Source organism: Sphingobacterium sp. IITKGP-BTPF85, from assembly GCF_001006065.1.
GTDB classification, from domain to species: Bacteria; Bacteroidota; Bacteroidia; order Sphingobacteriales; family Sphingobacteriaceae; genus Sphingobacterium; species Sphingobacterium anhuiense.
In genome coordinates, this window is sequence record NZ_ASZT02000040.1 from 23,830 (window position 1) to 36,439 (window position 12,610).

Sequence of the window (12,610 nt, forward strand, 5' to 3'; positions counted from 1 at the left end):
GGATTTAAAGATGAAAAATAGCATGCTTCTATTTTATTGTCATTAATGAGTCTCGAAGAATGGTCACACTATTTTCCATTTGCGATTCAGTAAGATTGCCGAAACCAATTCGGATTGCGGTCATATCTTTAGCTTGATACAAGAGTGTTTTTGGAAGAAATAGATTTGCTTTTGCGCATTGCTTCTGTAAATGAATTAAGTTGATATCTTTTTTCCAGTTGGTCCAAAGAGCAAGACCGCCGGCAGGAATATCGAAGTCGACATATTCATGTAATTCACGGGCGAGTAAATAACTCATATAATTGCGTCTTTCTTTATACAGTTTGACTGATTTTTTTAAATAGCGATGTATTTCACCTTCTTCAATTAGATCACTTAATACTTGCTCCATGACAAAGTCACCTTGATGATCCATGATATTTAATAACTTTTGTAATTCTTTGATTAGGTTTTCAGGTGCGACGATAAAACCTGTACGGAAACCAGGCGCTAATGATTTACCAAAGCTTCCTGTATAAATAACCATCCCATCATAATCCACAGTTGCCATAGGGAGAAGGGGGGCATCATCATAATGGAAGTCATAATCGTAATCGTCCTCAATGACGGCAAAACCATATTTTGAAGCGAGTGCTAATACGATCGTTCTTCTTTGCTGACTAAGTGTCACTGTCGTGGGATAGTGATGATGCGGTGTCAGATAAAGCAATCTGATCTTTTGTGTAAGACAGATCTGTTCAAGTGATTCGACAACAATTCCTTCATGATCTACTGGAATGGATTTAATTCTAGCCCCGGCCTGTTGGAAGATCATGTTTATTGCAAAATAACTTGGTTGTCCTACAATGACTAAATCGTTTGCCTGTAGTAAGGTTTGAGCAATGATATAGGTACTCATCTCAACAGACCGTGTGATCAATAGATTTTTAGGTTGGATATGCAGACCTCTACTTTGATTTAAAAAATTGCACAACTGTTCTCGAAATGTGGCTGGTCTTTTTTGATCTGAATATCCTAGGTATTTAGTGTTCTTTTTTCGTTTTAGATTTGCGGTATAAAACTTAGAAAGCTGTTGCAAAGGAGATAGTCTACTATCAGGAATGCCGTCATCAAATTTTAAGATACATGTAGAGGTTTCAAAAGGATTTTCTAATATTGTACTTTTTTCAAAATCATAACCAGTTTGGTCCGCATACTGATTTTGGATTATTGTTTGCGAAAATTCACTATTTTTCCTTGCTTTGGACGTATTTCGAAGTACAAATGATCCTACATTTGGTTTGGTTTCAATCCAACCCTGTGATTCGAGCTCCTGTAATGCAGCAACTACTGTATTGCGATGTATAGATAGTGTTTGCGCCAGCTGCCTACTTCCGGGCAGTTTTGTTCCGATAGGTATAAAACCGCGCTGAATGGCGTGAATGACTTGTTGTGCCAGTTGTACATAAATGGAGGTTTCATCCAGTCTATTCAGGCTGATAAAGCTGTTGAAAGGAATTTGACCCGGACTATTCATATGTTGGATAAATTGAAATTATTAAATAGTCCGGAAAGTTAAGTATTATTAGATTACTCTTGGAGTTTTTTGATTACTTTTCTAATTCTTGTTTTTTTGGATTCTTTTTCGACACCGTCTAAGCGATTTGTGAGCATTTTGCTTAGGTCAGTTTTAATTGTCTTGGAACAACTTTTAAAGCCTGTTCCGCGTACATTGGAAGCTGATTGGGCGGGCATTTTAGTAACTGTTCATGTAATAACGGAAATACATCTTCATGCTCCAATGATAAGTATTTGATTAATATAGCAATACATTTATCCCTTGTAATAACAGAACCTTGTTCAGCAATAGCAATTAGTTGTGGTAGGAGCGGGAAAATAGCTTCATGTTGTAATAGAAGAATAGCATCCAGTGCTGTCATAGCTCCCCACTGTAAGCGGTTATCCTTACTTGTTAACAGCGTGATAAAATCCAAATAGTATGCCGCTATCATAATAGGGGATAAGTACCCAATTTCGTAAAGAACTTTGATGCAATCGTGTTGGATCCTTTTGTTTTTGCTTTGTAATAATTGAATTAATTCTTTAATAGCTTCATTGTCCTCTGCGCTGACGATTTGTTTTGCCAATGAAATATTGGCTGACTCATCTGTTTTCCCTAAACTGGAAGATAAATAATTGAAAACATGGATCATGTGCAATTATGTTTTATTATTATTTAATGCTGCTTCGAATGGAATTGTTAGATTATTAATAAAATTTTTAGGAGAGGTAACTTACAAATAATTTAATAAACAAGTTATTTAATATATCAACAAAGAATGCACCTACCATGGGTACGATTAGAAACGCTTTGTGGGACGGCCCATATTTGTCGGTGATCGATTGCATATTCGCAACAGCCGTCGGCGTTGCGCCTAGTCCAAAACCACAATGTCCAGCACTGAGCACTATAGCGTCGTAATCGCTTCCCATTACTCTGAAAGTAATGAACATTGCAAATAGTACCATAAGTACTGTTTGTAAGATCAATATAACTAAAACTTGTGAGGCAAGGCCCTGTAATTGCCAAAGCTGTAAGGACATTAGTGCAATGGTCAAAAATAGATATAAACCGGTATTGCCAAGCACATCTACAGCATGATCATTTACAATATAATTGGACGATCTGCTAATGGTATTGCGAATAATAACACCTACAAAAAGGCACCATACAAAATTTGGAAGTTCCAACCATGAACCTTTGCAATATTCATACAATAAATGTCCCAATGCTAGACAAATTGCAAACATAGTCAGGGTTTCAATCATATTGCGAACATTGATTCTTCGGTTTGAATCAGGGTTTTCGAACATTTCAATTGGCACTCCTCTTTCTTGAATAATTTTTGTAGGTTGGATATTCTTCTTTTTTAAAAGCACTTTTGCTACGGGGCCACCGATGAGACCACCCATGACCAGACCATAGGTAGCACATGCCATTGCGAGCTCCATCGCTCCATTTATTTGGAATATATCGGTGAGATTTTGGGCCCATGCCGCACCAGTACCATGTCCCCCTGTTAAGGTAATAGATCCGGCAATAAGTCCATAACTAGGATCAATGCCTAGCAGAGATGCCACGGATATCCCAAAAACATTTTGAACGATCATGAAAGATCCTGTTAGAAAAACGAATATCAAAAGTGGTTTTCCTCCTTTTTTTAATTTATCGAATTCTGCACTTAAACCAATTGAAGTAAAAAAGAAAAGCATCATGGTGGTCTGAAGCGAACCTTCAAAGGTAAAATTGATACCCATTGTCGCATGCAAGATGTAAAGGACAATTGCAACGACAAACCCTCCTACAACAGGTTCTGGTATATTGTAGTTTCTCAGGAAATTTATTTTTTTAACAATAAAAAATCCTAAAATCAAAATAAGACAGGCAAAAGCTAGGGTTTCAAATAGTCCAAATGTCATATAGCTATCTATAAGTGGGTTTGTCATTCAAATAAAACGGAAAGTTAAGAATAAAATAATAACTTGTATTTGACTTCTCTGTAGGTGTAAGGTTAATTAAAATATTTTCACTGTTTTTAGTCCTACATCTAACGGTTTATTCGCGTGCATTTTCCTTTCATAGTTGTAATCATGTTTAAAGCATTGATGTCTTGATTTCGAATAGGATAGATTATTGGTTCTTATTATCCCCAACTATGTACAGTTTTAGTATGTAACATACATTATCGTTAGTTTTTCACTACTCGGCTAGATCTTATATTTTTCTCATTCATTTTGAAAATGCGACTGTGAGTTTAAATAATGAGTGTAACATTTCTACTCTTTAGTAATCTATTAAAACTTAATATTCTATTCGTTGTTATTTGTTTTGCTTCTCAATAGTTAATTAGGTAAATTTATGTACCAACAAAACGTGTCAATATGAGTACAACGAACGCCAAATCTTTAAAGTCAATAAGTATAAACGGGAAAAGCTATCATTATTGTTCGCTTAAAAATCTTCCTGAAGGCTCTGTAAGTCATCTTCCTTTTAGTATCCGCATTTTGCTTGAAAATGTGCTGCGAAATTACGATGGTTTTAGCATTACCGACGAACATATTCATACACTCATCAACTGGACACCAGCTCCTGTCGATAAGGACATTCCTTTTAAGCCAGCTCGTATTCTGATGCAAGATTTTACTGGTGTTCCTGCTGTAGTCGATATGGCCTCGCTCCGGGCTGAATATGTACGTCATGGAAAAGATGGTCAAAAGATCAACCCTGCAATTCCAGTTGACTTGGTGATTGACCACTCTGTGCAGGTGGATTATTATGGAACAGATTATTCTTACGGAAAAAATGTTGAACTGGAATACCAACGTAATCAGGAACGTTATGAATTGCTCAAATGGGCACAGCATGGATTGAAAAACTTTACCGTAGTTCCTCCGGGGATGGGAATTTGTCATCAGGTCAATCTTGAATATCTTGCTAAGGGGATTATTGAACGCGAGGGATGGTTGTTTCCGGACACCTTGGTTGGTACGGATTCGCACACGCCTATGGTGAATGGTCTGGGTGTAGTAGGATGGGGAGCCGGCGGTATAGAAGCGGAGGCTGCTATGCTGGGACAGCCTATATTTTTTACTTGCCCGGAAGTGATTGGATTAAAATTGACCGGGAAAATACCGGATATCTGTACGGCTACCGATATGGTATTATCGATTACTAAAGTACTTCGTGATAAAGGTGTAGTAGGAAAGTTTGTTGAACTTTTTGGAGATGGTCTGGACCATTTAACAGTTACGGATAGAGCGACTATTGCTAATATGTCTCCAGAATTCGGGTGTACGATTACTTATTTTCCTATCGACGAACGGACGTTGGAGTACATGCAAACAACCAATCGTACAGCAGAACACATCAGGATCGTAGAAGAATACAGCAAAGAAAACCTATTGTGGAGAACTGGTCACGAAGAAATTAATTTTTCTTCAATTGTTGAATTTGATTTATCGACATTAGAACCAACGGTTTCGGGTCCAAAGCGGCCGCAGGATAAAATCTTGGCTAAGGATCTTGGTAGCCAGTTTGCTAATCTGTTGCAACAGGAATACCAGCGTAATTATAGTCTTCCGAATCAGAGAAAAGAATCGGCATGGTTAGCTGACGGTGGTTCTGGAACAGAATTTACTTTTGGTAAAGTTCCAAAAAATACAGATTCTACAATGGAGGTTGTTCAGGATACAATGCAGGCTGTTCGAATTAAATATAAAAACCAGGAATTTATTTTGAGCGATGGTAGTATTGTTATTGCCGCTATTACGAGCTGTACCAATACTTCTAATCCAGCTGTTATGATCGGCGCTGGATTGTTGGCAAGAAATGCCATAGAAAAAGGATTGCGTACGAAATCATGGGTAAAAACTTCACTAGCACCAGGATCAAAGTCGTGACACAGTACTTAGAGCGTTCAGGTTTGAGTACTGATCTGGAAGCTCTTCGCTTTCATACTGTGGGATATGGATGTACTTCTTGTATTGGAAATTCTGGTCCATTACCTCCGCATATTGCGGAAGCCGTAGATAAAGGAGAATTGGTGGTGGCCTCTGTACTTTCGGGTAACCGAAATTTTGAAGCTAGGGTACACCCTCAGGTAAAAATGAATTTTCTCATGTCGCCAATGCTAGTGGTTGCATACGCTTTAGTAGGGAGGGTCGATGTTGATCTGATAAATGATCCACTGTCGTACGATCCAAACGGAAATCCCGTGTATCTGAAAGATATATGGCCAAGCCGTGAGGAAATCGTCCAGACAGTCAATGACTGTGTCAAACAAAGCGATTTTCAGGAAGTCTATGATGTGATCTTTGATGGCTCTGAAGACTGGAAAAATTTAGAAGTAAATCTAGCCGAGCGTTTTGAATGGAATAAAAGTTCGACTTATATTAAAGAAGCTCCTTTTTTTGAAAACCTTCAGGTAAATCCTGATCCAGTGGCTAATATTACAGGTGCTCGTGTATTACTGTATTTAGGTGATTCGGTTACAACTGACCATATTTCGCCAGCAGGCTCTTTCCGTGAAGATAGTGCCGCAGGAAAATATTTAGCAGAACATGGTGTGAATAAAGCTGATTTCAATTCTTACGGTTCCCGTCGTGGTAATCATGAAGTCATGATGCGCGGAACCTTTGCCAATGTGCGTATTAAAAATAAAATTCTAGATCAAGAAGGCGGTTTCAGTATATACTTTCCAAGTGGTGAGGTAAAGACAGTTTATGAAACGGCTATGGAATATCAGAAAACGCATACACCACTGATTGTATTGGCTGGAAAGGAGTACGGGTCTGGCTCATCTCGTGACTGGGCGGCAAAAGGTGCTTATTTATTAGGTGTAAAAGCTGTTATTGCAGAGAGTTTTGAAAGGATACACCGCAGCAATCTTGTTGGTATGGGGGTTGCCCCATTAGTTTTCATTGATGGACAAAATACCGCCACTTTAGGTTTGGATGGTACTGAAGTTTTTGATATTACAGGAATTGCGGATAATCTAAAACCTCATAAGCTTTTGGATGTGAAAGCAATACATCGGAATGGGAAAATAACCGAATTTAAGGTTCAGGCCCGGATGGATTCGGCTATTGAAATTGAATATTACAAAAATAATGGTATTTTACAATACGTCTTAAGGGATTATTTAAAAAACAGTTAATGCGTATTTTTTCAATTTATATATGTAAAATATAAGAAGGGTTTGGCTATTTATAAAGTCAAACCCTTCTTTGTTTTAGTATTCAGTAAACTTGATATAAGCTGATTTTTATTTTTTGGACGTTTTCTCTAGTAGCTGAACAATGTCCGAATACCCTTTGGCTTTAGCATGTGCTAATGGGGTTTTTTTATCATGATCAGCAATATTTATATTGCAACCTGCATCAATCAGTGTTTGGATTACGTTGACAAATTTTTGACTGCCATCACCTAGGATTACTGCTTCCATTAATGCGGTCCAACCTAACCTATTGACGTGATCAATAGGAAATCCTTTTGTGTTGGCCAGTAATTTCACAACCTCCAGATGTCCGCGTTCGCTGGCAGGTATTAGGGCTGTTCCATTATACCTGTTGAATATATCAAATCGAGCTCCATGAGATAGATAGAGCTGTACAAGTTTTAGGTGTCCTGCCGCTCCTGCATATAAAAAAGGACTATCTTGAATTTTATCTTGTTGATTCACATCTGCTTTGTAAGATACCAATAACTTTGCCATCTCAAAGTTATTATTATGTGTTGCGATCAGTAATAAGGATTTTCCATTTTTATCAGTTAAATTAACGTTTGCACCCTTTTTCAATTCCTCTTCAACGAATAGCAATTGATTTTTCTGGACTGCCTCCAGTAAGTTCGTTTGTGGATGAGTATTCATATCGTTATTACAGGAGTTCAGGAAAATGAATGAAAAAAGTAAGATAAGATGTTGCATAGGTATTAAATAAGTGATGATAAGTGTTGAAAATCAATTGTTTCATGAGCAAATTTAGTCAAATAAGCTCTGAATAAAATGTACCATTTATGCGAAAACTTGTACATTTTATAATTGATATCCCAGTTGGCAGAGGTAAGGAAAGTTGGTCTTTAAAAAAGGTCAAAAGAATATTTTTTAGTTAAAAACTATGCTGCCCCTCTTTGTTTAAGATACAGATAAAATAGGATCACTTTTTTAAATCTCAATATTTTATACTGAAAAGATGATATGAAAACACAAGCTTTTTAATATCAATCCATTTAAAATTGGTCTTCATGTGATAATTTAAGAAGATATAATGGTATTGTCGCTGGAGGAACGTTGGTAATTTTGTCGTGAATAAGTTAATAGAAATAAAAACAAACATGAGGAATTATCCAATTAAACTCGCTTTTACAGATGATAGTATATTTCAACAAAATATGATACAATTACTCATCGAAAGAGATACTGTTTTTGATCTTTTCTTTATCTGCGGTGATGGACTAGATTTGATTAAAAGATTGGAATTCGAGGATGAGTTACCTGAAGTTTGTATCATTGACTTTCATATGCCAAATATGGGAGGCGTAGCTGCTGCTAGTGAAATATCGGCAAGATTTCCATCAATTAAGCTTTTTGGATATACAGCTACTACAGATTTTTGCGAGATTAAAGAATTTAAACGAAATGGTGGTGTGCACGTATTTCCTAAAACTAATCCCACTTCTATGTTAGAAAAAATAAATTCGTGGACTTACAATGATGATTTGTGTCAAGTCTGAAATTATACTGCTTTTGATTAAATAATCTACTGCCATATTGATGATAATCAGGTTTAATAAAATTTATCTGTTTATTTTATTGAAATCTAGGTAATGAAGTCGTTTTTGAAAAAACTGTGCTGGAGTAAACGGTTTCCAATTATTATTCGTCTTCTAATGTTATGTGTCTTTATTTATAATCTGATATGGTTTACACTATAAATTTATGGACTGATCTTGTTGGTGCTATAAAAATCTAAAAGATGTTTTGTAAATTGGGAACACTATTTACATACATTATGCGTAAAAAAACACAATTGATCACAACGGTGATGCTGTTCTCAACAACAATTGCAGTAAGTCAGATGAAAGTTCGCGAAGAATTACCTGAAAAATATAAATGGGATTTGTCTCATCTTTATGCTACAGATGACGTTTGGAAAACAGAAAAGGAACGTTTACAACAAAAGATGAAAGAAGCGGCTTCATACAAAGGTAAGCTTACACAATCTGCGAACGTTTTATTGCAAGCATTAGAGCTGAATAGTTCGCTTATCAAGGATATGGCTCGTCTCTCATCTTATGCTTCGATGAAAGCTGATCAAGATACCCGAGTAACTAAGTATGCAGGGATGAATCAAGAATTGCAACAGCTTTTTTCAGAATATGGCGCTTTGACTTCATACCTGGAACCGGAATTGCTGACTTTAAAAGAAAATCAGCTTAGCGCATTTTTGGCAAAAGAAAAAGCGTTGGTAACTTATAAGTTTTACCTGACAGATTTACTTCGCAAACGCGCCCATAGAGGTTCTGAGGAAGTTGAAAAAGTATTGGCATATTCTTCTTTAATGTCCGGTAATGCTGCCAATATCTATAGCACCTTTATAAATGCTGAGTTTCCATATCCGGAGGTCGATTTGAACGGTGAACGCGTAAAGCTTAACGCTGCTAATTTTGCATTATATAGAGCGAGTGAAGACCGGGGAGTTCGCAGTAAAGCATTTGCCACTTATTTTGGTAAACTGAATGAGTTTCAAAGAACATTTGGAGCGCAGTTATATGGAAATATCAATGCGGCATTGTTTGCAACAAAAGCCCGAAACTACGACAGTACCTTAAAAATGGCATTAGATGGCGGTAATATTCCGACAGATGTTTTTCATAATCTTATAAAAAATGTAAATGGAAATTTGAAGACCTTTCATCGTTATTTAAACCTCCGTAAACGCATGATGGGAGTGGATACACTGCATTATTATGATCTTTATGCTCCTTTGGTTGCGAAAGTCGATTTATCTTATACGGTAGAAGAAGCTGAAGAGAATATTTTAAAATCTTTGAAGCCTTTAGGGACTGATTATATAGAAGTTTCCAAAAAAGCATTCGAAGAAAGATGGATTGACATGTATCCTAACGAAGGAAAAAGGTCAGGTGCATATTCTAATGGTTCTGGGTACGATGTACATCCGTATATCCTCATGAATTATAACGGCAAGTACAATGATATGTCTACGCTGACTCATGAATTGGGACATACCATGCATAGTTATTTGACCAATAAGAAGCAACATTATGCTAACTCAGATTATTCAATTTTTGTTGCAGAAGTGGCTTCGACTTTAAATGAAGAGTTATTGAATGATTATATGCTGAAGCAGATAAAGGACGATGAAACTAGACTTGCTATTCTTGGAAATTATCTTGAAGGCGCAAAAGGAACATTGTTCCGTCAGACTCAGTTTGCTGAGTTCGAATATATGATCCATGATAAAGTAGCAAAGGGGGAGGCACTCACTGGAGAAGACTTTGATACGATGTATCTGGCTCTAACGAAAAAGTATTATGGTCATGATCAAAATATTTGTGTCGTTGATGACAATGTGAAATCAGAATGGTCTTACATTCCACATTTTTATTATAACTTTTACGTTTATCAGTATGCGACATCTTTTACTGCATCAACAGCTCTTTCCGAAAAAGTCCTGCGTGGAACGGATGCAGATCGTAAGAAATACCTGAATTTCTTAGCTTCGGGAAGTACAAAATATCCTGTTGATCTTCTTGTCGATGCAGGTGTGGATATGAATACTTCTGAACCTTTTGATTTGACGATTGCAAAAATTAATAAAGTCATGGCTGAGATGGAATCTATTCTAAGCAGACGGGGGAAATAAGAATTAAATTTTAACAAAAAATAAAAGCCGTATTATTGCGGCTTTTATTTTTTCTATTTCACCGGGTTTTTAACGAATACAAAGAGTTAAATAAAAGGGAATTATAGTCGATTATTTTTATTTCCATTTTAAATGTTTTTTGAGATATTCGGCAGTGTACGATTTTTTATTTTTTAAAAGTTGTTCTACGGTACCTTCAAAAATAACATTACCTCCATATTTACCAGCACCCGGACCGATATCGATAATCCAATCTGCCTGAGCAATAATTTCCAAATTATGTTCTACTATAATTAATGTGTTATTTCTTTCAATTAATTCCTCAAAAACAGATAGTAACTTTTCCGTATCACTTGGATGTAATCCTGTACTGGGTTCATCCATAATGATGATTTTATTTGTGTTGTTTAATTCTTTCGTGAGTTTTAAACGTTGTCTTTCTCCCCCAGAAAAGCTATCCATACGTTGTCCGAGTGTGAGATAATCTAAGCCTAATTTTAAAAGTATTTCAAACTTTTCAAGGTATATCTGATCATCAAAAATTGTATAGCTTCCGGTATAGTAAAGTTCAGTACATCAAATATATTTTTACCCTTGTATTTATATTCCAATACCTGGGGATTAAATCCGGAACCACAGCAAACTTCACAGACTTGCTCAATGTCATCCATAAATGCTAAGTCTATCCGCTCCATGCCCAGTCCTTTACAGTTTTCACAGGCGCCCTCACTGTTCCTACTGAATTTTTTATCAGAAACTTGATTGGCTCGAGCAAATGATTTTCTGACCTTATCAGATAGATTCAAGTAAGTGAGTAAATTTGACCGGGGACTAGCTGTAAATAAGGACTGGTCGATAATTGTTGCATCTTTATAGTAATCCGGCAAAACTTTGCTGATTAATGTACTTTTTCCTGAGCCTGCAACGCCAGTGACTACTGTCATAATATTTTTAGAGATTTTTAAATCAATACCTTTCAAGTTATGTAAGGTTGCTTGCTTAATTTCTAGATATTCTTTTCCAATTTTTGGATCAGTTTTAATTTTGGTTTTCTTTGCAAAATATAAGCCCGTTTTTCCTAATGAATTTTTAAGTTCTTTAAAAGTTCCTTTATAGATAACTTCACCGCCATTTTTTCCTGATCCGGGTCCCATATCAATGATCAAATCTGCGATCTTGATTAAATCTGGATCATGCTCAACAATCAGAATGGTATTACCTTTATCTCTAATTTGTTCAATAATGGAAGTAATATTTTGTAAATCTTTTGGATGAAGCCCAATGCTCGGTTCATCAAAAATATACAGTAGATCCACTAAACTATTGCCTAGACTTTTTACCATTTTAATCCGTTGGGATTCTCCTCCCGAAAGCGTATCTGTTTTTCTATCGAGGGTTAAGTACTGCAGGCCTATGTTAATCATATTATTTAATTTCTTAATAAGCTCTTTTACAATAATATCATAGGTGTTTGAGTTTATCGATTGAATAAATTCCATTAAATCGTCAACTGAAAGAGCAGTACAATCGGCTATGTTTTTACCATTTATTTTACAGGAGAGTACCTTTTTATTTAATCTTTTACCTTTGCATACTGCGCATATTCTGCTTGTGGTAATGTGTTGAAGGTCATTTTTTCGGGTTGTATTTTCTTTTGAATCTTTTTTTAAAAATGCTTTTTCAATACGTGGTATGAGCCCTTCATATTTCACTGTTTTTCCCCAATCTTTATTTGGGTTTTTAGGTTTATGTTCTTTTGAATAAAGTAATATTTCCCATTCTTTATCTGAATAATCTTTTATTTTCTTGTCGTTATCAAAATATCCTGACAAAGTATATCTAGTTAACCTCCATCCTCCAGGTTGAAAAGTGGGAAACTGAATTCCGCCTTCATTTAGGGATTTTTCTTTATTGATTAAAGTATTAATATTAATAGTTTGCTCATAACCCAAACCTTCGCAGTTAAGGCACATGCCGAGTGGATTGTTAAATGAAAAAACATTAGAATAACCTACAAATGGCGAACCTAATCTAGAAAATAGCAATCGTAAAGACGCGTAGATATCAGTTATGGTACCAACTGTTGAACGCGCATTTCCGCCTATTCTCTTTTGATTGATAATAATGGGGACATTCAGATTTTCAATCTTATCGACATCCGGTATGTATCCGTCCTATGAAGTAC

Annotated in this window: 9 protein-coding genes and 1 pseudogene; 4 read left to right on the top strand and 6 right to left on the bottom strand. The window is 36.0% G+C overall.

What is annotated here, in order from left to right:
• Positions 1 to 28: 28 nt before the first annotated feature.
• The 3 genes from L950_RS10220 to gltS form a co-directional block, all read right to left on the bottom strand.
• Positions 29 to 1,516 (bottom strand): PLP-dependent aminotransferase family protein, encoded by a 1,488-nt coding sequence (locus L950_RS10220; protein ID WP_021188756.1) that lies wholly within the window; start codon positions 1,514 to 1,516, stop codon positions 29 to 31.
• A 142-nt stretch (positions 1,517 to 1,658) separates the two neighbouring features.
• Positions 1,659 to 2,192, bottom strand: coding sequence for a hypothetical protein (locus L950_RS10225; protein ID WP_021188757.1), 534 nt, complete (start codon positions 2,190 to 2,192; stop codon positions 1,659 to 1,661).
• A gap of 67 nt (positions 2,193 to 2,259) precedes the next feature.
• Positions 2,260 to 3,459: a sodium/glutamate symporter gene (gltS, locus tag L950_RS10230; RefSeq protein ID WP_021188758.1), complete on the bottom strand. Its 1,200-nt coding sequence runs from the start codon at positions 3,457 to 3,459 to the stop codon at positions 2,260 to 2,262.
• A gap of 711 nt (positions 3,460 to 4,170) precedes the next feature.
• Between gltS and L950_RS32750 the strand changes: the two are divergent.
• Together L950_RS32750 and L950_RS32755 are read left to right on the top strand one after the other, a co-directional pair.
• A pseudogene (locus tag L950_RS32750) lies at positions 4,171 to 5,636 on the top strand (aconitate hydratase); the annotation flags it as partial.
• 30 nt (positions 5,637 to 5,666) lie between these two features.
• A complete protein-coding gene (locus L950_RS32755) occupies positions 5,667 to 6,695 on the top strand; it encodes a hypothetical protein (protein ID WP_231577063.1) in 1,029 nt (342 codons plus the stop codon).
• 108 nt (positions 6,696 to 6,803) lie between these two features.
• On the opposite strand, the gene L950_RS10240 is transcribed toward L950_RS32755, so the two are convergent.
• Positions 6,804 to 7,466, bottom strand: coding sequence for an ankyrin repeat domain-containing protein (locus tag L950_RS10240; RefSeq protein ID WP_031287579.1), 663 nt, complete (start codon positions 7,464 to 7,466; stop codon positions 6,804 to 6,806).
• A gap of 407 nt (positions 7,467 to 7,873) precedes the next feature.
• Between L950_RS10240 and L950_RS10245 the strand changes: the two genes are divergently transcribed.
• Both L950_RS10245 and pepF read left to right on the top strand, forming a co-directional pair.
• On the top strand, positions 7,874 to 8,272 hold the full coding sequence (locus L950_RS10245) for a response regulator (RefSeq protein WP_021188760.1): 399 nt from the start codon (positions 7,874 to 7,876) through the stop codon (positions 8,270 to 8,272).
• Between the two features lie 278 nt (positions 8,273 to 8,550).
• Entirely contained in the window at positions 8,551 to 10,425 is a 1,875-nt protein-coding gene (gene pepF / locus L950_RS10250; RefSeq protein WP_021188761.1) for an oligoendopeptidase F, read from the top strand.
• A gap of 117 nt (positions 10,426 to 10,542) precedes the next feature.
• Here the strand turns inward: pepF and L950_RS29895 are convergent, their stop codons facing one another.
• Both L950_RS29895 and L950_RS10255 read right to left on the bottom strand, forming a co-directional pair.
• The gene (locus L950_RS29895; protein WP_052764385.1) at positions 10,543 to 10,887 is read right to left on the bottom strand and encodes a hypothetical protein; all 345 of its coding nucleotides are present in this window, start codon (positions 10,885 to 10,887) and stop codon (positions 10,543 to 10,545) included.
• 35 nt (positions 10,888 to 10,922) lie between these two features.
• On the bottom strand, positions 10,923 to 12,398 hold the full coding sequence (locus L950_RS10255) for a hypothetical protein (RefSeq protein ID WP_052764386.1): 1,476 nt from the start codon (positions 12,396 to 12,398) through the stop codon (positions 10,923 to 10,925).
• Positions 12,399 to 12,610: the final 212 nt, after the last annotated feature.

Coding starts and splice junctions, on each gene's coding strand:
- L950_RS10220 (WP_021188756.1), bottom strand. CDS start 1,516: ATGAATAGTCCGGGTCAAATTCCTTTCAACAGCTTTATCAGCCTGAAT.
- L950_RS10225 (WP_021188757.1), bottom strand. CDS start 2,192: ATGATCCATGTTTTCAATTATTTATCTTCCAGTTTAGGGAAAACAGAT.
- gltS (WP_021188758.1), bottom strand. CDS start 3,459: ATGACATTTGGACTATTTGAAACCCTAGCTTTTGCCTGTCTTATTTTG.
- L950_RS32755 (WP_231577063.1), top strand. CDS start 5,667: ATGCTAGTGGTTGCATACGCTTTAGTAGGGAGGGTCGATGTTGATCTG.
- L950_RS10240 (WP_031287579.1), bottom strand. CDS start 7,466: ATGCAACATCTTATCTTACTTTTTTCATTCATTTTCCTGAACTCCTGT.
- L950_RS10245 (WP_021188760.1), top strand. CDS start 7,874: ATGAGGAATTATCCAATTAAACTCGCTTTTACAGATGATAGTATATTT.
- pepF (WP_021188761.1), top strand. CDS start 8,551: ATGCGTAAAAAAACACAATTGATCACAACGGTGATGCTGTTCTCAACA.
- L950_RS29895 (WP_052764385.1), bottom strand. CDS start 10,887: ATGGATAGCTTTTCTGGGGGAGAAAGACAACGTTTAAAACTCACGAAA.
- L950_RS10255 (WP_052764386.1), bottom strand. CDS start 12,398: ATGTGCCTTAACTGCGAAGGTTTGGGTTATGAGCAAACTATTAATATT.